Origin of the sequence: Malaciobacter halophilus, assembly GCF_002837275.1 — a bacterium.
Classification (GTDB): domain Bacteria; phylum Campylobacterota; class Campylobacteria; order Campylobacterales; family Arcobacteraceae; genus Malaciobacter; species Malaciobacter halophilus.
The window spans coordinates 1-26,118 of the sequence record NZ_NXIF01000049.1; the positions used below are offsets into that span (position 1 = coordinate 1).

Sequence of the window (26,118 nt, forward strand, 5' to 3'; positions counted from 1 at the left end):
GTTTTAGTTTTGTAAGATTTATTTATTAGTTTATTATATATTATTATAAACAAATTAATTAAAGATTGCAAGCTTTTGGTTTGTAAATCTTATAGTCATTTTATGAATGATTGTTCATTTATGTGGTTGGTGTTAAAAAGTTTGAAAAAAACTTTTAAAAGTGTAAAAAATAAATGATTATTCATTTATTATTATTGAAACAAAGGAACTATTTTGAAAACTGATTTATTTAATAAGTTATCAAAAAGACTATCAAGTGTTGAAAATCTTCCAAGACTTGACGATAAAAAATCGATTCCGTCAATTTTGGAGGAAAAGGGTGTAAGTAGAAGGGATTTTATGAAGTGGGCTGGTGCTATGACTGCAATGTTAGCACTTCCTGCGAACTTTACTCCTTTAGTTGCAAAAGCTGCTGAGCTTAGTGATAGATTACCAATTATTTGGTTACACATGGCAGAGTGTACAGGTTGTTCTGAATCACTACTTAGAACTGATGCTCCTACAATTGATTCTTTAATTTTTGATTATATCTCTTTAGAGTATCATGAAACATTAATGGCAGCTGCAGGTTGGCAAGCTGAACATAATTTAGAGCATGCAATTGAAAAGTATAAAGGTCAATATATTTTAATGGTAGAAGGAGGTATTCCTTCAGGTGAAAACTCACACTTTTTAACTATTGGTGGTCATGGTAAAACAGGTGAGCAAAGTGCAAAAGATGCAAGTGAAAATGCAGCTGCTATTTTTGCGATTGGGACATGTTCTAGCTTTGGTGGTGTTCAAGCTGCTATTCCTAATCCAACTGGTGCAGTTGCTTTATCAAAAGTAACAGATAAAACTGTTATTAATGTTCCAGGCTGTCCTCCTAGTGAGAAGAATATTGTAGGAACACTTTTACATTTTATTTTATATGGTACATTACCTGCATTAGATGCTTATAATAGACCAAAATGGGCATATGGTCTTAGAATTCACGATTTATGTGAAAGAAGAGGTAGATTTGATGCTGGAGAGTTTGTTGAAGAGTTTGGAGATGAAGGTGCTAAAAAAGGTTACTGTTTATATAAAGTAGGTTGTAAAGGTCCTTATACATTTAATAACTGTTCAAAAAATAAATTTAATTCTCATATGTCTTGGCCAATTCAAGCAGGTCACGGATGTATTGGTTGTTCTGAACCTGATTTTTGGGATACAATGGGACCATTTGAAGAGCCTGTTGCAGATAGATTATATGATACTGTATTTGGTGGTTTAGGTGCTGATGCAACTGCAGATAGAATTGGAGTTGGATTATTAACTGTTACAGGTATTGGTATAGCAGCACACGCAGCAATTTCAAAATTTAAAAATCCAAAAGATGGTGAGGAGTAGAATATGGCAAATAAAAGAGTAATAGTTGACCCAATTACAAGAATTGAAGGACATTTAAGAATTGAAGTAGAAGTAGATGAAAATAATGTAATTCAAAAAGCTTATTCAACTTCAACACTATGGAGAGGATTAGAAACAATTGTTAAAAATAGAGACCCAAGAGATGCTGGGTTTTTAATGCAAAGAATTTGTGGTGTATGTACTTTTTCTCATTATAGAGCAGGTATTGAAGCAGTTGAAGATGCTTTAGGTATAAAGCCTCCTTTAAATGCAAAATTAACAAGAAGTTTAATGAATCAAGCACTATTTTTACATGACCATATTGTACACTTTTATCATTTACATGGACTTGATTGGGTTGATGTTGTTTCAGCACTTAAAGCAAATCCAGCTAAAGCTTCAAAAGAAGCATTTAAATATGCACAGTACCCAATTGGAACTGGAGAAAATGAACTAAAAGCAGTACAAGATAAAGTTAAGATTTTTGTTGAAAAAGGACAACTTGGACCTTTTGCAAATGCTTATTGGGGACATGAAACTTATAAGTTAACTCCTGAAGAGAATTTAATAGCATTATCTCACTATTTAAAAGCCTTAGAAATTCAAAGAGATTTAGCAAAAATGATGGCTATTTTTGGAGGTAAACAACCACACCCACAAAGTTTAACAGTTGGTGGTGTTACTTGTATTATGGATTTATTAGACCCTTCAAGAATGGGTGAATATTTAACTATTTTTAAAATGGCAAAGAATTTTGTTGATAACGCATATTATGCTGATATTTTAATGGCAGGAAAAGCATTTAAATCAGAACCTTCTGTTGTTCAAAAAAGAGGTGTAATGAATTTTATGTCTCATGAAGAGATGCTATTAAATAGAAGTGAGTATCTTTTTGACACAGGTATTATCATGAATGGAGATTTATCAAAAGTTTATCCAATTAATGAAGACTTAATTACAGAAGAAGCTACTCACTCTTGGTATAAAGATAATCAACCTTTACATCCATATGATGGTAAAACAAATCCAAACTATACTGGTTTTGTAGATAAAGATACTGTTGGAATGGATGGTAAAATGGTACATTCAAAAGCTATTGATGAAGATGGAAAATATTCATGGATTAAATCGCCTAGATATGATGGAAAACCAATGGAAGTTGGTCCTTTAGCTTCTGTTTTAGTATCTTATGCAAGTGGAAATAAAAAAATTCAAAAAATCGTTGATGAGTTTTTAGCAAAATCTGGTCTTCCAACTGAGGCATTATTTACAACATTAGGTAGAACTGCTGGTAGAATGCTTCAAACAAAAGCAATTGTTGAGAATGGAATAGAGACTTTTAATACTTTAATTGAAAACTTAAAAGTTGACCAAGAGACTTATACTTCTTATAAAATTGATAAAAATAAAGAGTATAAAGGAAGATTTATTGGTGATGTACCAAGAGGTATGTTATCTCACTGGATTAGAATTAAAAACGGAGTTGTAGAAAATTATCAAGCTGTTGTTCCTTCTACATGGAATGCAGGACCAAAAGATGCAAATGGTTTAATTGGACCATATGAGTCAAATTTAGTAGGAATGAAAATTGCTGATTTATCTCAACCTTTAGAGATTATTAGAGTAATTCACAGTTTTGACCCTTGTATTGCTTGTGCAGTTCACGTAATGGATACAAAAGGTAATGATTTAGGAGTACACAAAGTAGACCCTGTTTATGGGGCAAGCTGCTAGGAGCACATCATGATAAAGAAACACTATGAGTTTTCATTTTGGCTTAGAGTTACACACTGGGTAAGAGCAGTCGCAATTGTAATTCTAACAGCGAGTGGTTTTTATATTGCATATCCATTTATTGCTCCAGCACATAATGGTGGAGAACCTGTTAATTTTCTAAATGCACTATTTAGATCTTGGCATGTGATATTTGGATTTTTATTAATTGCAGTTACGATTGGTAAATTTTATCTATTTTTCTTTGATAAGCAAAGTGATATAGAAAGAGCATCATTTAAAGATTTTATTAATCCAGTAGTTTGGATTAAACAAATTAAGTACTATTTATTAGTAGGAAAACATCCACATGGAAAAGGGGTATATAATCCACTTCAATTTATGGCATATTTAGGTGTATATGGAGCGATTATTCTTATTTCATTGACTGGATTAATTCTATATATTCATGTTTATCATGAAGGTATGGGTGGAATGTTATATGATATTTTAAGACCTGTTGAAGTTATGATGGGTGGACTAGCTTGGGTTAGAGAGCTACATCATATTGCAATGTGGATTTTTATAATTTTCTTACCTATACATATTTATCTTGCTATATTTAACTCTGTTTATGGTAAATCAGGTGCTATGGATTCAATCTTTAGCGGATATAGATGGATTAAAAAGAAAGATAAATGAATATCTTAATTTTAGGTATTGGAAATATCCTTTTTCAAGATGAGGGTATGGGAGCACATTTTGTTCACTATTTAGATGAGAAATATGAGTTTAAAAATGAACAAAATAGTGTGAGTATAGTAGATGGTGGAACATTAGCCCATAGGCTAATTCCACTAATCGTAAAGTTTGACCATGTTATTGTTATTGATTGTGTTGATGCTCTTAATTCTAAACCAGGGGATGTTTATTTTTTTGATTTTGAACATGCACCTAAAGAGATTGATTGGCAAGGAAGTGCACATGAAATTGAGATGCTTCAAACACTTAATATGATTCAAATCAATGGAGATTTACCCAAAACACATGTATTGGGAATTATTCCAAAAAGAGTTGATGATGATACAACATTTGAATTAAGTGACGAAGTAATAAAAGCAACTACAACAATGGAGCATACTATTATAAAACATCTTGAAAGTTTAGGTGTTAAACCAGTTCTTAAAAAAGATGATGTAACAATTACAGATATTGCAGAAGTTTCATACAAAAGAGAGATTATTAATGATCCTAAAATTTAAATTTGATTATAACTCAAACAATAACACACTATTATACTTTTTAAACAAGATTGCTAAAAAAAGCAATCTTGAATATAAAATAACAAAAACAAATTTTATAAACTTGTATATTGAAGGTGATGAAGAACAACTAACACAGTTTTCTTCTTTATTAAGTAAATATTTACCAATGTCGATTTTTTTTAAAGATAATACAGCAGAAGTTGTACCACAAATTGGTGACGAACAAAGTGTTGTTTTTGAAAATGAAGAAATAAATTTGCCATTTTGCTCTTCATGTTTAGAAAAAATTCAAGATACAACTTCTACTAATTTTTACAATCCTTTCGTATCATGTGATATTTGTGGTACAACTTGTGATGTAAAGGAGTTAAAACTTCTTGATTTTAATAAAGAAAAAATTGAATACACAAATTATAAAGATTTATTTAGTAAAGTTGCTAGTTTAATAAATGATGAAAAAAGTATAAAAATAAAAACAAGAAGTAGTGCGTTTGTTTTTAAAAAGATGACAAAAACTGAACATGATGTTAAAGTTTTATGTACTAATCTTGCAGATATTTCAAAAGTTTTTGTTGCTAGCAAAGCAGAAGTTGTTGCTTTAGCAAGTATTGAAAAGCCAATTTTAAGTCTTAGAGTTAATGAAGTATTTAAACAAAAAAATATTTTATCTCAAAAGTATGTAGATGTAAGATTTGTAAATGATTTAATACTATTTTTACTTGGAAAAGAGTTAGAAAAGTTTGAAATTGATTTTTTAGTTTATGATACGAACTCTTCTTATGATTATGAATTAACTTATGATGAGGAGTTAAAGCCTTTAGATATAATAAAACTTAAAGTAATTGATAATAAAAATTTAATTTTAGAATCATCTTCATATAGTAAAGATTTAGATACTATTTATTCAAAATTTGATGAACCTTCAAAAGGTCATTTTATGGTGCTTTTACATGAACATAATTTTTATAATAAATCTATTTTAAATTTTTACTCTTCAACAAAAAAGAGTGATAATATCTGTTTGTATTCTAAAGATATTGAAGGCTTATTGGATATTGTAAATTATAGTTTACCAAACTCAATAGGTGAAATTTTTGAAATACTTAAAAAAGATAAAACAGCATCAAGATTGATTGAAAACTATAAAAATAAATATCCAGAAATTTATAATAATGCATTAAATTATGATATTTCTTCTTTAAAAGTAAATAGTATTTATTCTTATTGGAAAATTGTTGCAGTTGTTTTAGGCTTTACTTCTAAAATTGAAGAGCAAAATATAGTTTTAAATAATGCAATGACTTGTGTTTTAGATAAAGGCCCAAGAATTGATTATAAATTGAAACAAAGTGATAAGATTTTTAATAAAGAGTTTTTACTTCATAAATTAATTCAATCAGGAATGAGTTTTAAACTAGCTGGTGTTGATGATAATACTTTAGCTTTAGGGTATATTGAAAGTTTTGCACACTATGTTGCAACTTTAGTAGATGATATTAATAATGAAGTTGAACTTGATGGTGTTAGTTTAACAGGAGATATATTTGCAAATGAGTTAATTTCAAAATTAGTTCATAAAAGTATTACAAAAAATTTCAAAATATACTATAATAAAGACTTCGTAATACAAAAATAAGAAGTTTGGATGGTTGTTAGTAAATTAGTAAAAGTAAAAGGAATAGTTCAAGGAGTTGGATTTCGTCCCTATGTTTTCAATCTTTGTGAAAGCTTAAATTTAAAAGGCTGGGTAAACAATGATGATGAAGGTGTAAATATTGCCTTAGAAGCACAAGAGGATTTGATAAATGAGTTTTTAAAAGAGTTAGAAGCTTATCCACCTCCTTTAGCAACAATAGACTCAATTGAAGTTTTAAATAAAGAGTTTGAGAATTTAAATGATTTTAAGATTTTAAAAAGTCAAAATAACTCTAATAAAACTACAATAATCTCACCAGATATTGCTATTTGTCAAGATTGTATCAATGATATAAAAGATGAAAATAATTTTAGATATAACTATGCATTAACTAATTGTACAAACTGTGGACCTAGATACTCAATAATAAAAACTGTCCCATATGATAGAGTTAATACATCAATGTCAGAGTTTGAATTATGCTCTTTTTGTCAAAATGAATATGAAAACCCTAAAAATAGACGGTATCACGCTCAACCAGTGTGCTGTGAGAAGTGTGGACCAAAAATTAAACTATATAATAACTATAATATTAAATTAGAAGAAGATGTTTTAGCAATAAAAAAAATGGCAACTCTTATAAATAGTGGAGAAATTGTAGCTATTAAAGGTATAGGTGGATTTCATTTGGTTTGTGATGCTACAAATGATGAAGCAGTAATGAAATTAAGAAAAAGAAAAAATAGACCTACAAAACCATATGCAGTAATGTTTAAAGATATTTCTGAATTAAAAAATTATGCAAATTTTTCTAAAGAAGAAGAGAAAATAATTATATCTAAAGAGAAACCAATTACTTTAGTTAATAAAAAAATAAATAGTAATTTAAGCTTTAGTGTTGCTCCAAATATAAGTAAGTTAGGGGTTTTTTTACCTTATACTCCTTTGCATTATATACTATTTGAGTTTTTAAATTCTCCTATAATTGCAACAAGCGCAAACTTAAAAGATGAACCAATTATTAGACATAAAGATGAACTTTTAGCAAAACTTTCTAATGTTGTAGATTTTGTACTTGATTTTAATAGAGAGATTATTAATGCTGTTGATGATAGCGTAGTTCAAGTAATAAACAATAAGCTTGTAAAACTGAGAAATGCAAGAGGTTATACCCCAACGACTATAAAATTAGAAAAAAAACAAAATAAAAAAATTCTTGCTTTAGGTGCAAATCAAAAATCTACAATTTCTTTATCTTTTGAAGATAATTTAATTGTTTCTCCTCATATTGGGGATTTAAATTCGATTGACTCAATTGAGTATTTTATGCGTACAGTTAAAACTTTTAAAAGATTTTATGATTTTGAACCTGATATTGTAGTTTGTGATAAGCATCCTCAATATGAAAGTACTAAATGGGCAAGCAGATTAAATAATATAGAAGTAATACAAATTCAACATCATTATGCACATATTTTAAGCACAATGGCAGAGTTTAAATTAAAACATAAACTTTTAGGTTTTAGTTTTGATGGAACTGGTTATGGTGATGATGGTAAAATTTGGGGTGGTGAAGTGATGCTTGCCTCACAAAAAGATTATGAAAGAGTATTTCATTTTAGATATTTTAAACTTTTAGGTTCTGAAGCTGCAATAAAAGAGCCTAAAAGAGTAGCATTATCTTTACTTTTTGAAAATTATAGTTTAGAAAAATTAAAAGGGATGCATATCCCTTTATTAAATGAGTTCTCTTATGAAGAGTTAGATAATTTATATATGATGTGGGAAAAAGGAATAAATGCACCGTTTACTAGTTCTCTTGGAAGAATTTTTGATGCAATTGCCTCTTTAGCAAATATAGCACATACTCAGTCTTATGAAGGAGAAACAGGCCTTTTAATAGAAGAGAACTATAATGAAAAAATATCAGACTTTTATGAGTATAAGATAGAAAATGGGCAAATCGATATTTTTGAGATGGTAAAAATAATAGTAAATGAGTATGATAAAAAAGCAATTTGTACTAAGTTTATTAATACAATTGTAAAAATAGTTGTAGATATATCTAATTATTATAGTGATTTAGATGTTGTTTTAACAGGGGGTGTTTTTCAAAATAAAACACTTTTACAACTTTGTGTAAAAGAGCTTGAAAAAAATAATAAAAAAGTATATTTTAATCAAAAAGTTTCATTAAATGATGGCTCTATTTCTGTAGGACAGCTTTACTCACAAGTTGATATTGACTAAAAATTAACTTAAATTATCAACAAATTAATAAAAAGTTTCAAAAAATAGTGAGAAAATTATCTCTTTTAAATTCTGTTTAGATAAAATCAATATTTGAATTTTATATAAGGTTGGCTATGAATAAAGCAAGATTTAGTAGATTGGGATTTATCCTAGCTGCAGTTGGATCTGCAGTAGGTTTAGGAAATATTTGGAAATTTCCTTATGTAACAGGTGAATTTGGTGGTGGTGCATTTGTAATTGTATATTTAATCACTGCACTTTTTATTGGTGTTTTTGTATTAATTGCTGAGCTTTTAATTGGTAAAGTAGGGCAAAGTGATGCAGTATCTATGTTTGAAAATTTAGCAACAAAACATAAAAAGATATGGAAGTTTGCGGGATTTATGGCTATTGTTCCGTTGATTATTCTTTCTTATTATTCTGTTGTTATTGGGTGGATTTTTCATTATATAGTATTATCTTTTGATAAGTTACCAACAACTGTAAAAGAATCAACTGATAATTTTATGAATCTTTTGACATCAGATTATCAAACACAACTTTTTTATCACACAATGGTTTTTGTATTAGTTACATTAATTATTTTAAGAGGTATTAAAGATGGTATTGAAAAAATAAATAAAGTATTAATGCCTTTATTAGGTATTATTTTAGGTATTTTATTTATCTATTCAATCAATGTTGATGCATTTGGTGAAGCAGTTTATTTTATGTTTAATCCAGACTTTTCAAAGATTACTTCTTCTGCAATTATTGCAGCAATTGGACAAGCATTTTATACACTATCTTTGGGTATGGGTATTATTATTACATATGCTGCTTCTTTACCTAAACAGACAAATATTGCAAAATCGGCAATTACAATTTCAATTATTGATACAATAGTTGCAATAGTTGCAGGTTTAGTTATATTTACTTTACTATTTGATAAAGGTGCAGAGTCAACAAAAGGTGCTGGATTAGTATTTATCTCTTTACCTTCAGTATTTTATGAGTTTGGTGGAGCAGGACAATTCTTAGCATTAATGTTCTTTATTGCTATTGCTTTTGCAGGTATAACTTCTGCGATTTCAATGATGGAACCAACAGTATTATACTTAATTGAAAGATTCAATATGACAAGAATGAAAGCTGCAATTATTTGTAGTTTATTCTTCTATATTTTAGGTATAATTACTCTTTTATCAAATGTAACAGAGTTTGCACCAGCGTTACAAGTTGGTGAAAAATCATTCTTTGATTGGGTTGATTTTGTATGTTTTACAATAATTGTACCAATTGGTGGTATTCTTGTTGTTGTTTTTGTTGGTTATTATATGGATAAAGAGATAATCAAAAAAGAATTAACTCCAATTTTAGGAACAACGCTATTAAAATTATGGTTCTTCATGGTAAGATATGTAATCCCTATTGCACTAGTTGCAGTTATCTTAAATGAAACAGGAATCTTTAAATTCTAAGAGGAACTCTCCTCTTAGTTAATAATTAGTTTTTTAACTGTTTAACTTTTTTTTCTATATAAAAAGCTCCAAATGGAATTAGTGAATATACAAAAAGTTGAAAACTAAATCCTTTGTCCCATTTTAATCTATTCATTGCTAAAAATAATACAATTGCAAATAGTATAAATAAAATACCATGTGTCATTCCTACTACTTTTACTGGATACGGGTTATCCCCTATATATTTAATAGGCATTGCAATAAATAGAAGTATTAAATATGACAATCCTTCAATAAAAGATACCATCCTAAAACTATTTAACATCTATATCCTTTTTTAGTTTTGCAGTATTATAGTTAATTTTATATTAGTAATGTTTTACAAAATTTTAATAATAAAGCTATTTTTTTGCTATAATTTATTGATAGGATATAATATGGCGTTAGATTATTGTTTAACTGGTAAAATAGTTTTACTACTTTAATTCAAGGGGTTCATTATGGGGTATTTTAAAAACTTGAATATTCGAGTTAAGATTTTGTCAATAGTAATCATTACTATTATAGTTTTAGGAACTATAATCTCTGTAAAGTCTATTTATTCAATTATGACTTTAACCAAAGAGAATATAGAAGATTATAAAGTAAATGCATATTCTCAAAAAGAGAATGAACTAAGAAGTTATGTAAAAATGGCTCAAAAAGTTGTTAAGGACTTTTATGAAAAAACAAAAAAAGAGAAAATTCAATTTACAGTAGAAAGTAGCTTAAAAGAACAAACTGATTTTGTATTTTCCCTTTTAAATAGTCAGTATGAAAAAAATAAAAATAAAATGCCTAAACAACAATTGCAAAAAAGATTAATTGAAATTGTAAAGGGTTTTAAATATGGGGAAGCAGGATATTTTTTTATAAATGATTTTGATTATAAAATTGTTGCACATCCTATAAGACCAGAAGATGAGGGCAAGAGTTTCCTTGATGTGCGAGATAAAAATGGTGTTGCTTTTATTAAAATTTTAACTGATGAAATAAAAAAAGGTAATACTGATAGTTTAGTTAATTATGTTTGGAAAAAACCAAGTACAAATAGTTATGAAACTAAAGTCTCTTATGCAAAAGTTTTTAAGCCATATAATTGGATAATTACTACAGGTGCATATTTAGATGATTTGACTGAGCAAATGAAAGAGGAGTCTTTGGAAGCACTATCACAAATGAGATATGCAAAAAATGGATATTTTTGGGTAAATGATTCTAGACCTGTTTTAATAATGAATCCTAATAGCAAAGATGAAATTGGTAAAAATTTAGCTTCAGCTACTGATTCAAAAGGTAAAAAATATTTTCAAGAGTTTGTAAAAGTTGCAAAATCACAAAAAGAGGGATTAGTATCATATTATAAAAATAAACCAGGAGAAACACAAGCCAAAGAAAAGCTTTCATACATAGCATATTTTGAACCTTGGGATTGGATTATTGGTACTGGTACATATATTGAAGATATTGAAAAAAACATTGAAAAAATGACAAAACTTGCAGAAGAAGAGATAAATAGTGCTATTTTACAAGTAGTAGTTATTTCAGTTGTTGCAGTTATTATTATTGCACTATTAATTTCATTTTTATTAAATAAAATCTTAGTTGAGCCAATTGAGGATTTAAAATCTGGACTATTAGAATTTTTTAAATTTTTAAACCATGAATCTAAAGAGGTTAAACAATTAGAGATATTTGCTAATGATGAGATAGGTCATATGTCAAAAATGGTTAATGATAATATAAAAAATACTAAAAAAGTAATTGAACAAGACCAAATAGTAATTGATGAGGTTTCTAATTTAGTTAATCATATTAGTTCAGGAGAGTTATCTGGAAGAATAGAAAATAGTAGTTTAAATCCTTCAATAAAACAATTAATTGTTGTTTTCAATGAAATGATGGAGCATTTACAAGAGATTGTTAAACACTCTTTATATGTAATTAAAAAATATCAACAAAATGATTTTAGAGTTGAAACAACTATGAAGTGTAAAGGTGAATTGTGTGATTTAATGAATGGTATTAATGATTTAGGTCATACAATTAGTGATATGTTAGTTGAAAATAAGAAAAATGGACTTACATTAAATGAATCTGCTAAAGTTTTACGTTCAAATGTTGATGTTTTAAATAACTCTTCACAAGAATCAGCCTCTTCTTTAGAAGAAACAGCAGCTGCATTGGAACAAATTACAAGTAATATTAGAGAGAATGTTGAGCATATTAAAACAATGAGTGAGTATGCTCAAGTATTAAATAATTCATCAAAAGAGGGAAATACTCTTGCAACAAGAACTTCAGCTTCAATGGATCAAATAGATGAACAAGTTCACTCTATTAACGAGGCTATTTTAGTAATTGACCAAATAGCATTTCAAACAAATATTCTTTCATTAAATGCAGCAGTAGAAGCAGCAACTGCTGGAGAAGCTGGAAAAGGTTTTGCAGTTGTTGCACAAGAAGTTAGAAACTTAGCTAGTAGAAGTGCAGAAGCAGCAAGAGAGATTAAAGAGATAGTTGAAAATGCGACTATAAAAGCAAATGAAGGTAAAACAATTGCTGATGAAATGATTAAAGGTTATGAATCACTAAATGAAAATATAAATAAAACAATTTCACTAATTGAAGATGTAACAGGTGCAAGTAAAGAGCAACAATTAGGAATAGAGCAGATTAATGATGCAATTAATGAGCTTGACCAACAAACACAACAAAATGCTAATGTAGCTCTTAAAACAAAAGATGTTGCAATACAAACATCAACTATTTCTCAAAGAATTGTTGATAATGCAGATGATAAGGAGTTTGTAGGTAAAGATGAGGTTAAAGCTATGAAGCTTTAACTTCTAAAATATATATCTTTTAAGAGTGCTTTACAAATTGGCTTTGAGAAGTTATATTTAAATTCGCACTCTTTTAAGTAAAAAAAGAAGTTATCATTTGTTACTCCTTTGTATTTTTTTAGATTTTCTCTTAAATAACTCCAAAAATCTTTTAATGGTGTTTTATAAGAGTTTTGAGATTGTACTTTATGCCATTTTAGGTATCTTTCAAAATCTTCATCTCTATCTTGCAAAGGAGGTCTTGGAAGAGAAGGCATTAAAAGAGTAAAAACTCTTTGGTTTGAATAAAAACCTATAATATTTATTGCTTCATAAAGACTTTTATTCTTCTTTTGTAATTGTTTTTCATTGAAATAATAAAACTCTTCATATGAAGTATTATCTTGAATAGAGCTATAATATAGTTTTTCTAAATAGTTTGCAATTATTTTTCTAAAAATATCATATCTATTAGAAACGGTTCTATAGTTCATATTTAAATCTTTTGAAAGATTTAATGCCGGTATATTTTCACAAAAGCCTTCAATAATTTTCAAATCATTTTCAAGTTTATTTAATGAAATCTTTTTATTACAATCTTTACATTTTCTATAATTATTTTTTAGTATATAAAGTGTTCTTGAACCACAATAAGGACAATTTTTAATATTCATAAAAAAATTATATCTTTTTTTGTCCTAAATATACATAAGCGTTGAATGAATTTTCGCAGATTTTAAGAAAAAACAAGTAAACTAATACAAATGAACATCTATTCATAAAGGAGAATAATATGTGTAAAGATTGCGGTTGCAGTATAACAGACCACGAACACCACCACGACCACGACCATAGTCATGATCACCACCACAGTCATGAACATGGAAGTGCAAGTCATCAAGCTGCCCATGAGACACTACATCACAACCCACAATTAAATGATAGTAAAACAGTTTCAGTAATAAAAAAGATTTTAGATAAAAATGACCACGAAGCAGCTCATAATAGAGCACACTTTAATAATCATAAAGTTTTAGGTATTAACCTAATGAGTAGTCCAGGAAGTGGAAAAACTACACTTTTAGAAAAGTTAGCAGACTTTGCTGATTTTAAATTTGGAGTAGTTGAAGGCGATTTAGAAACAAATAGAGATGCTGATAGACTAAATAAAAAAGATATAAAAGCAGTACAAATTCAAACAGGAAGCGCTTGCCATTTAGATGCATTTATGGTACATAAAGGATTACATGATATGCCTTTAGATGAACTAGATGTATGTTTTGTTGAAAATGTAGGAAATTTAGTTTGCCCAGCTTCATATGATGTGGGAACACATTTAAATATTGTATTAGTAAGTATACCAGAAGGTGAAGACAAAATTGAAAAATATCCAGTTATGTTTAGAGCAGCAGATTTAATACTTTTTACAAAAACTGATTTACTTCCTTACTTTGAGTATGATATTGAAAAAGAGAAAGAAGCTGCTAGAAAATTAAAACCAAATGTTGATATTTTAGAAGTTAGCACAAAAGATGAAAATAGTTTAAAAGCTGTACTAGAGTGGATAAATTTTAAAAGAAAACATAGATAATTAGGAGAAAATATGTGTCTATCTATACCTTCAAAGATAAAAAAAATAGACAAAGAAAATAATATCTGTACAGTTGATACAATGGGTGTTGAAAGAAGTGCAAGTTTAGATTTAATTGACCAAGAAGTTAATATTGGAGATTATGTATTGATTCATATTGGTTTTGCGATGAATAAAATTGATGAGGATGATGCATTAGAGTCTTTAAGACTTTATCAAGAGATAATTGATAATATGGAACAAGAAGAGAGGCAAAAATTAGTAGAAGAGTCAGAAAACTGCGAAGGAAGATAACTGTATGGAAAATCTTGAATTAAAAGATTTATATGATGGTTTTAGAGATGCACAAACTATTAAAGCCTATAAAAAAATTATCGATGAAGATGCAAAAAAATTAGATAGAACAATTAATATAATGGAAGTTTGTGGAGGTCATACTCATACTATTATGAAGTATGGGATACCTCAACTTCTTCCTTCTAATATAAAATTTATCCATGGACCTGGTTGTCCTGTTTGTATTATGCCTAAAGAGAGAATTGACCATGCATATATTTTAAGCATGCAAGAAGATGTAATATTAGTAACCTTAGGAGATATGATAAAGGTTCCTGGTAGTAATGGAAGCTTACAAGATGCAAGAAGTAAAGGTGCTGATGTAAGATTTGTTTACTCTCCTATGGATTGCTTAAGTATTGCAAAAGAAAATCCTAATAAAAAAATAGTATTTTTTGCAATAGGTTTTGAAACTACTACACCAATGACAGCAGCATTAATTGATACTACAATAAAACAAAATATAAAAAATCTATTTTTTCATATCAATCATGTAACAGTTCCTGAAGTAATGAGTGAATTATTAGATAGTAGAGATGAACATGTAGATAGTTATAATCATAACATTGATGCTTTTTTAGGACCTTCACACGTAAGTGTTATTAGTGGAAGTAAAATATATGAGAAGTTTCCAAAACAGTATAATATTCCTGTAGTTGTTGCAGGTTTTGAACCAGTTGATGTGATGCAATCAATTTCAATGATAGTAAAACAGTTTATTGAAAATAGATGTGAACTTGAAATAGAGTACAAAAGATTAGTTTCATATGAAGGAAATATAAAAGTACAAGAGTTAATTAATAAATATTTTGAAAAAGTATCACTATTTAAATGGAGAGGTTTAGGAAATATTAAAGATTCTGGCTTAAAATTAAAACAGCAATATAGTAAATATGATGCAGAAGTTATATATAAAGATATTTTACCAATAGAAGAGATAGAAGACCATAAACTTTGCATATGTAGTGATATTTTAAGAGGTATGGCTAGTCCAAATGAGTGTACTATTTTTGGAACAGCTTGTAAACCAAATAAACCTGTTGGCTCATGTATGGTATCAAGTGAAGGTGCATGTGCAGCATATTATAAATATGGAAATTTATTATAAAAAGAAGAGAAACATATGAAAACAGTAACTTTAGCTCATGGAAATGGTGGAGCAGAAAATCAAGAACTAATTTCAAAAGTTTTTTATAAAGCTTTTAAAAATGATATTTTAACAAAAAGTGAAGATGCAGCTGTTATAGAAGATGGAAACTTAGCATTTACTACTGATTCTTTTACTGTAAGCCCTTTATTTTTCAATGGTGCAGATATTGGAAAACTCTCTATTTGTGGAACATGTAATGACTTAGCTATGATGGGAGCAAAACCAAAATATCTAACTTGTTCTGTAATTATTGAAGAGGGATTTGATTTTAAAAGCTTAGAAAAAATTGTTAATTCAATGAAAAAAGAGCTTGAAATAAATGGTGCTTGTGTTGTAAGTGGAGATACAAAAGTAGTTCCAAAAGGTAGTGTAGATAAAATATTTATTAATACTACTGGTATTGGAGAAATACAACAAAAAGGAATTAGCTCAAATGGTATTACAGAAGATGATGTAATTATTGTAAGTAGAGATGTTGGAGCTCATGGTGCGACAATTTTTGCAGCAAGAGAAGGAATGCAACTAAGTAGTAATTTAAAAAGTGATTGTGCATCACTTTATGTGCAAATAAAAGCTTTAATAGAAGCTGGTGTAAAAATTACTGCTTTAAGAGATGCAACAAGAGGAGGGGTTAGTGCAGTTTTAAATGAGTGGGCTAATCAATCTGATGTTTGTATTGAAGTACAAGAGAGTAAAATTCCAGTTTCAGATGAAGTCAATGGAGTTTGTGAACTTTTAGGTTTTGAGAGTTTAAGTTTAGCAAATGAAGGTACTTTTGTTATGGCTTTAAATAAAAATGAAGCTAATAAAGCTATTGAAGTTTTAAAACAGTTTGATAACTCAAAAAATGCAACAATAATCGCAGATGTTACAAAACAGTATCCTAAAAGAGTTGTTTTAAACTCGGAATGGGGAACAAAAAGATTTTTAGAATTACCAACAGGTGAGTTGTTACCAAGAATTTGCTAATGAGAGTATTACTGCTTATCTCTTCTTTTAACTCTTTAAGTCAAAAAGTTTATGTAAGATTAAAAGAGAAAAATTATACTGTAAGTATTAAGTACGCTATTGATGATGAACTTATGATAAAAGAGGTTCAAAGATTTAAACCTGATATTATTCTTTGTCCTTTTTTGAATAAGTTTGTTCCTAAACAGATATTTCAAAATATACCCACTTTTATTGTTCATCCTGGAGTTATTGGAGATAGAGGTTCAAACTCTTTAGATTTGGCAATCTTAGAAAATAAAAAAACTTGGGGAGTTGTAGTATTAAAAGCAGATGAAAATTTTGATGGTGGAGATATTTACTCTTATGAAAATTTTCTTATGCCTCAAAATAAAAGCAAAGCTTCTATTTATAGAAACGAAGTTACAAATTGTGCTATAAAAGCAATAGATGAACTTTTTAAAAATCTTAAAAATAGTAAATTTACTCCTAAAAAACAGATTTTAAATCCTATACATAAAAAAGTTACTCAAGAAGATAGAAAGATAAATTGGCAAGAAGATAGTAGTGAAGTTATTATTAGAAAAATAAATGCAAGTGACTCTAGCCCTGGTGTAGAAGAGATACTTTTAGGAAAACAGTGTTATTTATATAATGCTATTTTAGAAGATGAATTAAAAGCAGAACCTAAACAAATAGTTGCAAAAAGAGATAATGCTATTTGTATAGGAACAATAGATAAAGCAATTTGGATTACACATTTAAAAGAAAAAAACTATTTTAAGCTACCTGCTACATATGTATTAAAAGATAGACTAAAAGGAATAAAAGAGCAAAGATTACCTTTAGTGTTACATGAACATAAAAATACTTTTTATGAATTAAGAGTAAATATTGAAAATGAAGTAGCTTATTTATATTTTAATTTTCATAATGCAGCTATGAGCACTTCTCAATGTATTAGGTTAAAGTATGCTATTGACTATTTAAAGCAAGAGTGTAAAGTTTTAGTATTAATGGGAGCAGAAGACTTTTTTTGTAATGGAATACATCTAAATATATTAGAAGATAGTAAAAAACAAGGAGAAGATGGTTGGAGCAATATTAATGCTATTAATGATGTAGTTAAATCAATTATTTTTTCTCCTGAGATTATAACAGTTACAAGTTTTGGTAAAAATGCAGGAGCAGGAGGAGTATTTTTAGGAATAGTAAGTGACTTTGTAATAATAAATGAACAAGTGGTTTTAAATCCACATTATAAGACTTTAGGATTAACAGGAAGTGAATATCATACTTACTCTTTACCAAAAAGGGTTGGTAAACAAAAAGCTAAAGAGATAATAGACAAATGCTTGCCTATTGGAAGTAAAGATGCTAAAAAAATAGGACTAGTTGATAAAGTATTTAAAAGTGAAACTTATGAAAATAATCTAAAAAACTTTTGTGAAAATTTGATAGAAGATTTTGATTGGTATTACGATTTTTGTGAAAAAAAAGAAGAGTATCTAAATGAAAATACAGAGTATATAAATAGTTGTAAACATAAAGAATTAAAAGTGATGTATGAACAGTTTTGGAATAAAAATTCAAAGTTTCATACATTAAGAAAGCAGTTTGTTTATAAAAAAACTGCATTAAAAACTCCAAAAAGATTAAAGGAAATATAAATGCACGAGTATAGTATCGTTCAATCATTATTGGACCAATGTGAAGAACATGCAAAAGTAAATAATGCAAAAAAGATAACAAAAGTAGTTTTAAAAATTGGTATTTTAAGTGGAATAGAAATAGATTTACTTCAAACGGCTTTTGATACATTTAAAGAAGAGACTATTTGTCATGAAGCCAATCTTATAATCAATTTGCAAAAAATTGTAGTTGAATGTAATGAGTGTAATGAAACATCAACATTAGAAAAGCATGAGTTTTTATGTCCTAAATGTAATAGTAATAATTTAATAGTAGTTGATGGTGAAGATATGTTTTTGATGAGTTTAGAATTAGAATAACATAAAAAATAACTATTAATTTAGTTTTGAATCATAGATATTATCAAATTTATATAATAATTCCTTTAGGCTGTAATTAAAGGAAGTTTATGAAAAAAATAATTCTTAAAAAACTGTTATTTAAAAATTATTTAAAGACTTCATTGGTATCTATTGTCTTTGTTTCATCATTATTAATTTTTGTTTATTATAATATAAACAATAAAATGATTGAGAATAGTACAGAGTTTTTACTAAAAGATGTTAAGCAAAATACAACAAAACTTGTACAAAAAGAGATAGCTACTTTAAGAGCAAAACTTCATGAAATATCTCATATTTCAAAAATTCTTAAAGCAGAACATGAATATTTTTTTAAAAATATAGATAATATAAACACAAATAATATTGAGTTTAAATATGCTTCTAATGGTATATATTATAAAACAAAAAATAGTGGCTCTTCTGTTTTTGTTTCATCAAAGCAAAAAATTACTCCTAAATTAAAACAAAAGCTTATAAAAACAGAAACTTTTGATGTAACTTTTAAAACAATTGTTGAACAAAATCCTTCAGTTGTAGCTGTATATTTTAATTCATATGATAATTTTAATAGATATTATCCTTTTATAAAAGATGTTTATAAAAAATTTCCTAATGATTTTGAAATCAAAAATTATAATTTTTATACACAAGCACTAATACAAAATAATCCTAATAAAGATGTGGTATTTACGGATGTTTATTTAGACCCAGCAGGTCAAGGCTGGTTACTTAGTTGTATTGTACCTATTTATAATAATGATTTTTTAGAAGGTGTAACAGGTATAGATATATCTTTAGATATGTTTATAAAAAACTTTTTTAAACTTGATTTGCCATATGATGCAGACTCATTTATAGTTGATAAAAGTGGTACTATTTTAGTTATGAATGAAGGAATTGAAAAGATTTTAAATATTAAAGAGTTAAATAAATATAAAAGTAATTATGAAAAAATTGATACTACAGTTTTAAAACCTGTTGAGTTTAATATATATAAAAATGAACAGTTAAAAGATAGTTTTAAAAAGCTTTTATCTTCAAATAGTGATGTAAAAAAAATAGTTATTAACAATAAACAATATTTAGCTTTTATAAATAGTATTGGAGTTAGTGATTGGAAAAGCATCTCTTTAATATCTGTTGATAAGGTGTTAAGCAAAGTTACTACTTTAGAAAAGAAGTATAAGAATTTAGGTATTTTACTTATTTTTGCAATAATCTTTTTTTATTCACTTTTCTTAATATTTTTATATAAAAAGTCAAAAGAGTTTGTACAATCAATTAATACTCCTTTAAAAAATATGGTTAGATTTACTCAAAAACTTGTAACTAATAAACCAATAGATTATGTACCTTTTAGTGGAATATATGAAATTGATAAATTAGCCAAAAATTTCAATAATTTGAGCTTAGAATTAACTCAAAGAACACAAAAACTTGTGCAAACAGAAGCTTTAAAAATAGCAAATGAAAAGTTGGCAAATACTGATGCTTTAACAGGGGTTTATAATAGAAGGTTTTTAGATGGTTTTTCAAAAGAGTTTGACTGTAAACCAACTACTTTAAGTGCAATTCTTTTTGATATAGATAATTTTAAAGATATAAATGATACTTATGGACATAATATTGGAGATAAAGTTATTCTTAAACTCATTGAAATTATTGATGATAATGTAAGACAAAGTGATTGTATCATAAGACTAGGAGGAGATGAATTTCTTCTTTTATTAAAAGATACAAATGAAAAAAATGCAAAGATGATTGCTCAAAAGATTGTACAAAAAGTTGAAGAAAATAGTAAAATAGATAATACTGATTTGAATTTTTCTATTAGTTATGGTACTTGTGAATATGGTAATAAAGTAAAAACTATTAATGAATTAATAATTCAAGCAGATAAATCAATGTATGGGGATAAAAAACAAAAAAGTAGTTAAAAAAGTAATTTGTGCATAATGCATTTACTTACTATTAACAATTTAACTATATAATTTTATAGTGAAAAAAAGTATAGGAATGTAATATATGTTATTAATGAAATTAGAGACAAAAGAGAAATTTTGCTTTTTACAACTTGCTCATTATCTTGCAAGAGTTGATAGTGAGTATGGAGATAAAGAACAAGAGATAATCGAAGAGTATTGCGCTGAGATGGGGATTGAAAATGAAGATATGTTTGATGTAGCAGAGTTTTCATTACAAGATACTCTAAGACACTTCAAAACAAAAAAAAGTAAAAAAATAGTTATGCTTGAATTAATGATTTTAATTCATGCAGATGATTCTTTTGACTTTAAAGAAAAAGAGTTAATTCAAACAATAAATGAAAGCTTTGGTTTTTCAAAGAAGGATATTAGTTATTTTTCTCAATGGGGGAAAGCTGTTGCTTCATTTTATGAGCAAGGCAAACTTATAATAGAAGAGGAGTAAAAACCTTTTCTATTTTAATGCATTAATTGTATTACCTACATAAGTAATAATTGGAGTTAAGTTTTTTAACTCTTCAAAAAATTTATCATCTTTATTATTTATCTCTTCTAGTGTTGAAATAATACATTTTTCGTCTTTTGTTGTTCCCTTACTTAAATAAGCAATAGGTGTATTTTTGGGAAACTGTTTTTTTAATAAAGATTGAACTATTTGCTTTGCTTTATGTGCACCCATCATAATAATTAGATTTTCTCTTTCATGATATGAAGTAATTATTTCATTGAAAATATTTAAATCATGGCCTGTAATAGTTCTATATGAATCTGAAAAACTTCTATCAATTGATGGTATCATAAAACTTTCTGGTACACTAGTAGTTGAAGAAACACCAGAAATTATCTTAGGAGTTATTCCAATTTGTTTTAAGGCTTTAACTTCTTCATATCCTCTTCCAAAAACAAAAGGTGTTCCTCCTTTTAGTCTTACTACTTCTTTGTTCATTTTTGCATATTTTATTAGAAGTTCATTTATCTCTTCTTGGTTTTTTAAGTGTTTACCTTTTCTTTTTCCTACATCTATTTTAATAGTATCTTTTTTACAAAATTGAGTAAACTCTGGATTGACTAATGCATCATATAAAATAACATCAGCTTTTTTTAAAATATTTATAGCTTTTAATGTAAAAAGTTCTATATCTCCAGGTCCAGCACCAACTAAATATACCAAAAATAGCTCCTTATAAAATCAACTTATAAAAAAAATTAGCTAAGATTATATTGTTATTTGACTTAATAATATATTTTAGAGTAAAATAGCTAAATAAAGCTAATTAATAATACAGTTTTCATCAATTAAAGAGTAAAATATCACTTGAAAATTTATAATGAGTTGATAAATACTTAATCTAACAAAAAGCTACAAAATAATTTAATTACTAGGAAGTTTGTGATAAAATGCAAAGCATGGAAATTATTAAGGCACTAGATTCAAAAATTGAAAAACTAATTCATGACTATGAAAAAATACGAATAGAGAATGATACATTAAGACAAGAGCTTAATGAGTTAAAAAATGTCAATGATGAATTAGTAAGAAATAATCAAGATATGCTTTTACGAATCGATAGTGCAATTACATTAACAAAAGGTAAGAATAGTGACTCAGAAACTGACTTTTCATATTAATAATATGGCTTATACAATAAATGTGGACGACTCTTTGAAAACAGAGCTAACAAGATATTTACAAACAGATAAAAACCTTGATACAAGAGAGCTTTTAGCAGCATATATTAGAGTTTCACAAGAACATTCAAAATTTAAGCAAGAGATTGAACAAATTTCAAATAAAATTCCCTCATGTTAATGTACTAATATGAAAAAGGCTTTTACTCTTCTTGAAGTTATTTTTACAATTACAATACTTGCACTTTTAATCTCATTTTTTTTAAAAAATCACCAAAATATTTTAAGTTTTGTTAACTATAATGAACACAGATTTGAAGTTAATGAAATTAGAAGTTCAATAAAATTAAAAAATGCAAAAAAGAGTTTAAAATCTTTTGATAAATTAAATAGTTTAGATGAAGCTATACCAAATAAAATAAATGAAAAACTTTTTTCTAAAGTTTTAAATGAGCCAATTATTTCATCTAAAACTAATTGGATGAAAATAAATAGTAATATCTATACATTAAATATAAAAGGTGAAATTATAAAATTTGAGTATAAAAATAGAGCTTTTAACTGTATTAGCAAGAATGAACTTTGTAAAGAGTTTGAATGAAATATTATGAAATAGCAATACTAAAATCACCTCTTGCACCATTGACATATCAGTGTGAACACAATATACAAATAGGTGCAAAAGTTTTAGTCAAGCTTGCAAGAATAAAAAAGTTATGTGAAGCAGTAGTTTTAAAAGAAGTTGAAAAACCCGAGTTTAAGTGTGTTAATATTGAAGAAGTAACAACTGAATATTATACTCAACAGATGATAGAAACATCAAAATTTGTATCAACTTATTATGTTTGTAGTATAGGTGAAGCTTTGAGTTCATATATTCCTTTTGATAAAACTTTTGAAGATAGTTTTGAAAAAAAAGATTTTAAAAGTGATATTGAATTATCAGAAAAACAAAAAGAGGCATTTTTGTTTTTAGAGCAAAAAAAACAAGCACTACTTTTTGCAAATACTGGAAGTGGTAAAACTGAAGTTTATATAAAAACTATTGAAAAGCACTTAAATAATCAAAAACAAGCTGTTTTATTAATGCCTGAAATATCTTTAACTCCACAAATGCAAAAAAGACTTGAAAAAGTTTTTAATACAAGTGTAGCTATTTGGCATTCAAAAGTTACAAAAAAAAAGAAAAAACAGATTACTCAAGGTTTACTAAATGGAGAAATTAGAGTTATAGCAGGAGCAAGGTCTTCTTTGTTTTTACCTTTTAAAAATCTAGGCGTAATTGTAGTTGATGAAGAGCATGATGAATCTTATAAAAGTGATTCAAAACCACGATTTCAAACAAAAGATTTAGCTATATATTTAAGTAAGAAATATGATATTCAATTAATATTAGGAAGTGCTACACCTTCTGCTTCTTCTTTTATAAAAATTCCTTTTTTTAGATTAAAACAGACTTTTTTTGAAACAAAAAGATTAATTGAGTTTGATAATAGTGATGCAAGTTTATCTAATAAAATTATTCAAAAAATTCAACAAACAGTAAAACAAAATAAACAAGTAATTGTGTTTTTACCAACAAGGGCAAACTTTAAATATCAAATTTGTACCAGTTGTGGAAAATCAGTAGAATGTCCTTACTGCTCTGTTTCTATGAGTTTACATAAAAATGACCTTGCTTTGAAGTGTCACTATTGTGGATATGCTCAACAAATACCAGAATTTTGTCCTTCTTGTAATACAGGAATAATTCACAACTTAAGAGTTGGAACTGCTCAAATAGAAGAGGAGTTAAAAGAGTTATTCCCTGATAAAAATATTAAAAGATTTGATAGAGATGAGATAAAAACCGATGCAAAGCTAAAAGCTGTTTTAAATGATTTTAATAACAATAAAATTGATATTTTAGTTGGAACTCAAATGCTTTCAAAAGGTCATGACTATCATAATGTAAAATTAGCAGTTGTTTTAGGAATTGATTCAGTATTAAATATGAACTCTTATAAAGCAAGAGAAAAAGCATTATCTTTACTTATTCAAATAGCTGGAAGAAGTGGTAGAAAAGGTGAGGGGGAAGTAGTTGTTCAAACAAAAAATCAAGAGTTTTTTGAATACTTTTTTAATGAAGCAGATTATAAAGAGTTTTTAGAAGAAGAGTTAGAGTTTAGAGAAGAGTTATATCCTCCTTATGTAAAAATGGCAAGAGTTGTGTTTGCTCATACAAATGGTTTAAAAGTAAAAGATGAATTAGATAAATATGTAAAATATTTAAAACAAAACAGTAGTATTGAAGTAGTTGGATTTGGTCAATGTTCTATATTTAAATTAGCGAACAAATATAGATATGAAATTTTGATACGCTCAAGTAGTGTAAAAGCAATATTAGGTGCATTACATAGTATTAATTCACCAATGGCTACAATTGATATGGATACAAACTATTAAAACTTTTAAAGTTAGATTAGTAAAAGATATTGTATAATCCACAAAATTTAAGGAGAATAAATGGCTTACACTAAAGATGATTTTAAACAATTAGTAACAGATATTCAGTCACAAGATTGGTATAAAAACCCAATTGGTTTTGGTATTGCAAAAGTTGACAGAGGACAATTAAATAAAGATAAAATTTTACAAGCAACTTATCCAGTAGCTAACTGGGAAGAGAACTATGGAAGTGCAGCAGTTTTATTAAATGCATTAAAACATAGTGGTGTTGAGGTTGATACTTCAAAATCAGAATTAGTTTGTGAAATAAATGATAAATTTTTAGAAAAATGTATAGAGTCTTTTAGACCATATATTCCAGAAGCAAAAGGAGAAGAACACAAAAATGTTCAAGTTATATCTACACTTGCTTCTTTACCTATTGATAGTGGTTTAACTGCTGATAATTTTAAAGTTGTTTTTTTATTTGAAGATGCACCTGCGCAAAGTGCAGAAACAGTATATTTAAAACTTTATGCTTTATCTTTAGGAAAAGCTAAGCTAAGAACATTAAATCTTGATGGTGCATTTGGTAAACTTGAAAATTGTGCATGGGTTGGAAATCAACCAATTGAATTAGATTGGTTAAGAGAAAATGAAATTGCACTTAAACTATCAGGTAAATATCCAACAATAGATATGGTAGATAAATTTCCAAGATTTTTAGGTCATGTAATACCAGCTGATAATACAAGAATTTTAGAGAGTTCAAAAGTGCGATTTGGTGCACAATTAGCAGCAGGTACAACAGTAATGCCAGGAGCTTCATATATTAACTTCAATGCTGGAACTGAAGGTGCAGTTATGGTTGAAGGTAGAATATCTTCAAGTGCTAAAGTAGGTGCAGGTTCAGATGTTGGTGGAGGAGCATCAATTCTTGGTGTACTTTCAGGAACTGATGGTGTACCTGTTACTATTGGAGAGAATACTTTACTTGGTGCAAACTCTTGTACTGGTACAGCAATTGGTGATGGTTGTATTATTGATGCTGGTGTTACAATTCTTCCTGGAACAAAAATTACTCTTTCTGAAAAAGCTGTTGAACAATTAAAACAAATTAATCCAGATAAAGAGATTAAAACTGTTATGAAAGGTATGGATTTCCAAGGAGTAAATGGAGTGCACTTTAGAGTTAATTCTACTACTGGGCAAACTGTTGCTATGAGAAGTACTAGAGAAGTAAAATTAAATAAAGACTTACATTAATAAGAAGAGCTTTTGCTCTTCTTAAATAAAAAAGAGACAAATTGAAAATAGGCGATATACTTTTTTGGCTAGTTTTAGCTATTATTGCTACTTTTTATTTATTAAAGGGTAATGATATGCATAAACAAATAGAAGATAAAAAATTACAAAAGATAGAACAAAAACAACAAAAAGACTAACCTTCATATAAATAGTTTAGTTATATA

Annotated in this window: 25 protein-coding genes; 22 read left to right on the plus strand and 3 right to left on the minus strand. The window is 27.4% G+C overall.

What is annotated here, in order from left to right; genetic code table 11:
- The first annotated feature begins 213 nt into the window (after positions 1 to 213).
- From CP960_RS11830 to CP960_RS11860, 7 genes are all read left to right on the plus strand, one after another.
- The gene (locus CP960_RS11830; protein WP_409454884.1) at positions 214 to 1,371 is read left to right on the plus strand and encodes a hydrogenase small subunit; all 1,158 of its coding nucleotides are present in this window, start codon (positions 214 to 216) and stop codon (positions 1,369 to 1,371) included.
- Between the two features lie 3 nt (positions 1,372 to 1,374).
- On the plus strand, positions 1,375 to 3,105 hold the full coding sequence (locus tag CP960_RS11835) for a nickel-dependent hydrogenase large subunit (RefSeq protein WP_101185693.1): 1,731 nt from the start codon (positions 1,375 to 1,377) through the stop codon (positions 3,103 to 3,105).
- Between the two features lie 9 nt (positions 3,106 to 3,114).
- Positions 3,115 to 3,786: a Ni/Fe-hydrogenase, b-type cytochrome subunit gene (gene cybH / locus CP960_RS11840; RefSeq protein ID WP_101185694.1), complete on the plus strand. Its 672-nt coding sequence runs from the start codon at positions 3,115 to 3,117 to the stop codon at positions 3,784 to 3,786.
- Complete coding sequence (locus CP960_RS11845; protein ID WP_101185695.1) at positions 3,783 to 4,346, plus strand: HyaD/HybD family hydrogenase maturation endopeptidase; 564 nt, start codon at positions 3,783 to 3,785, stop codon at positions 4,344 to 4,346. Before cybH ends, CP960_RS11845 begins: the two co-directional genes overlap by 4 nt.
- On the plus strand, positions 4,330 to 5,985 hold the full coding sequence (locus CP960_RS11850; protein WP_101185696.1) for a hypothetical protein: 1,656 nt from the start codon (positions 4,330 to 4,332) through the stop codon (positions 5,983 to 5,985). Before CP960_RS11845 ends, CP960_RS11850 begins: the two co-directional genes overlap by 17 nt.
- A gap of 9 nt (positions 5,986 to 5,994) precedes the next feature.
- Complete coding sequence (gene hypF, locus CP960_RS11855; protein ID WP_101185697.1) at positions 5,995 to 8,235, plus strand: carbamoyltransferase HypF; 2,241 nt, start codon at positions 5,995 to 5,997, stop codon at positions 8,233 to 8,235.
- 116 nt (positions 8,236 to 8,351) lie between these two features.
- Complete coding sequence (locus CP960_RS11860) at positions 8,352 to 9,698, plus strand: sodium-dependent transporter (RefSeq protein WP_101185698.1); 1,347 nt, start codon at positions 8,352 to 8,354, stop codon at positions 9,696 to 9,698.
- A 25-nt stretch (positions 9,699 to 9,723) separates the two neighbouring features.
- Here CP960_RS11860 and CP960_RS11865 read toward each other — a convergent pair whose 3' ends face one another.
- Positions 9,724 to 10,005, minus strand: coding sequence for a DUF3817 domain-containing protein (locus tag CP960_RS11865; RefSeq protein WP_101185699.1), 282 nt, complete (start codon positions 10,003 to 10,005; stop codon positions 9,724 to 9,726).
- Positions 10,006 to 10,180: 175 nt separating this feature from the next.
- Between CP960_RS11865 and CP960_RS11870 the strand changes: the two genes are divergently transcribed.
- Positions 10,181 to 12,565 (plus strand): methyl-accepting chemotaxis protein, encoded by a 2,385-nt coding sequence (locus CP960_RS11870; protein WP_101185700.1) that lies wholly within the window; start codon positions 10,181 to 10,183, stop codon positions 12,563 to 12,565.
- Here the strand turns inward: CP960_RS11870 and CP960_RS11875 are convergent.
- On the minus strand, positions 12,562 to 13,218 hold the full coding sequence (locus CP960_RS11875; protein ID WP_101185701.1) for a hypothetical protein: 657 nt from the start codon (positions 13,216 to 13,218) through the stop codon (positions 12,562 to 12,564). The two genes, CP960_RS11870 and CP960_RS11875, sit on opposite strands and share 4 nt — an antisense overlap.
- 119 nt (positions 13,219 to 13,337) lie before the next feature.
- Here CP960_RS11875 and hypB point away from each other — a divergent pair, with 119 nt between their 5' ends.
- The 8 genes from hypB to CP960_RS11915 all read left to right on the plus strand — a co-directional run bounded on the left by hypB (position 13,338) and on the right by CP960_RS11915 (position 21,035).
- Entirely contained in the window at positions 13,338 to 14,135 is a 798-nt protein-coding gene (hypB, locus tag CP960_RS11880) for a hydrogenase nickel incorporation protein HypB (protein ID WP_101185702.1), read from the plus strand.
- A 12-nt stretch (positions 14,136 to 14,147) separates the two neighbouring features.
- The gene (locus tag CP960_RS11885) at positions 14,148 to 14,429 is read left to right on the plus strand and encodes a HypC/HybG/HupF family hydrogenase formation chaperone (RefSeq protein ID WP_101185703.1); all 282 of its coding nucleotides are present in this window, start codon (positions 14,148 to 14,150) and stop codon (positions 14,427 to 14,429) included.
- 4 nt (positions 14,430 to 14,433) lie between these two features.
- On the plus strand, positions 14,434 to 15,579 hold the full coding sequence (gene hypD / locus CP960_RS11890) for a hydrogenase formation protein HypD (protein WP_101185704.1): 1,146 nt from the start codon (positions 14,434 to 14,436) through the stop codon (positions 15,577 to 15,579).
- 15 nt (positions 15,580 to 15,594) lie between these two features.
- Entirely contained in the window at positions 15,595 to 16,590 is a 996-nt protein-coding gene (hypE, locus tag CP960_RS11895; RefSeq protein ID WP_101185705.1) for a hydrogenase expression/formation protein HypE, read from the plus strand.
- Positions 16,590 to 18,239: a hydrogenase maturation protein gene (locus CP960_RS11900; protein WP_101185706.1), complete on the plus strand. Its 1,650-nt coding sequence runs from the start codon at positions 16,590 to 16,592 to the stop codon at positions 18,237 to 18,239. The genes hypE and CP960_RS11900 overlap by 1 nt, the downstream gene beginning before the upstream one ends.
- Positions 18,240 to 18,581, plus strand: coding sequence for a hydrogenase/urease nickel incorporation protein HypA (gene hypA / locus CP960_RS11905; protein WP_101185707.1), 342 nt, complete (start codon positions 18,240 to 18,242; stop codon positions 18,579 to 18,581).
- A gap of 89 nt (positions 18,582 to 18,670) precedes the next feature.
- Positions 18,671 to 20,542, plus strand: a complete 1,872-nt coding sequence (locus tag CP960_RS11910; protein ID WP_101185708.1) for a diguanylate cyclase — start codon at positions 18,671 to 18,673, stop codon at positions 20,540 to 20,542.
- 88 nt (positions 20,543 to 20,630) lie between these two features.
- Positions 20,631 to 21,035 carry a hypothetical protein gene (locus tag CP960_RS11915; protein ID WP_101185709.1) on the plus strand — a complete coding sequence of 135 codons (405 nt, stop codon included), beginning with the start codon at positions 20,631 to 20,633 and terminating at the stop codon, positions 21,033 to 21,035.
- 9 nt (positions 21,036 to 21,044) lie between these two features.
- Here CP960_RS11915 and cobA read toward each other — a convergent pair whose 3' ends face one another.
- Complete coding sequence (gene cobA / locus CP960_RS11920; protein ID WP_101185710.1) at positions 21,045 to 21,761, minus strand: uroporphyrinogen-III C-methyltransferase; 717 nt, start codon at positions 21,759 to 21,761, stop codon at positions 21,045 to 21,047.
- 227 nt (positions 21,762 to 21,988) lie between these two features.
- On the opposite strand from cobA, the gene CP960_RS11925 reads away from it, so the two are divergent.
- The 6 genes from CP960_RS11925 to CP960_RS13785 are packed head-to-tail and all read left to right on the plus strand — an operon-like array spanning position 21,989 to position 26,091.
- The gene (locus CP960_RS11925) at positions 21,989 to 22,219 is read left to right on the plus strand and encodes a hypothetical protein (RefSeq protein WP_228152071.1); all 231 of its coding nucleotides are present in this window, start codon (positions 21,989 to 21,991) and stop codon (positions 22,217 to 22,219) included.
- A complete protein-coding gene (locus CP960_RS11930; protein WP_228152072.1) occupies positions 22,191 to 22,400 on the plus strand; it encodes a hypothetical protein in 210 nt (69 codons plus the stop codon). Before CP960_RS11925 ends, CP960_RS11930 begins: the two co-directional genes overlap by 29 nt.
- Before the next feature lie 9 nt (positions 22,401 to 22,409).
- Positions 22,410 to 22,820: a type II secretion system protein gene (locus CP960_RS11935; RefSeq protein ID WP_101185713.1), complete on the plus strand. Its 411-nt coding sequence runs from the start codon at positions 22,410 to 22,412 to the stop codon at positions 22,818 to 22,820.
- A complete protein-coding gene (locus CP960_RS11940; RefSeq protein WP_101185714.1) occupies positions 22,817 to 24,664 on the plus strand; it encodes a primosomal protein N' in 1,848 nt (615 codons plus the stop codon). Before CP960_RS11935 ends, CP960_RS11940 begins: the two co-directional genes overlap by 4 nt.
- Before the next feature lie 60 nt (positions 24,665 to 24,724).
- Positions 24,725 to 25,912: a tetrahydrodipicolinate N-succinyltransferase N-terminal domain-containing protein gene (locus tag CP960_RS11945; protein ID WP_101185715.1), complete on the plus strand. Its 1,188-nt coding sequence runs from the start codon at positions 24,725 to 24,727 to the stop codon at positions 25,910 to 25,912.
- 41 nt (positions 25,913 to 25,953) lie between these two features.
- The gene (locus CP960_RS13785; protein ID WP_162919072.1) at positions 25,954 to 26,091 is read left to right on the plus strand and encodes a spore cortex biosynthesis protein YabQ; all 138 of its coding nucleotides are present in this window, start codon (positions 25,954 to 25,956) and stop codon (positions 26,089 to 26,091) included.
- Positions 26,092 to 26,118 lie beyond the last annotated feature (27 nt).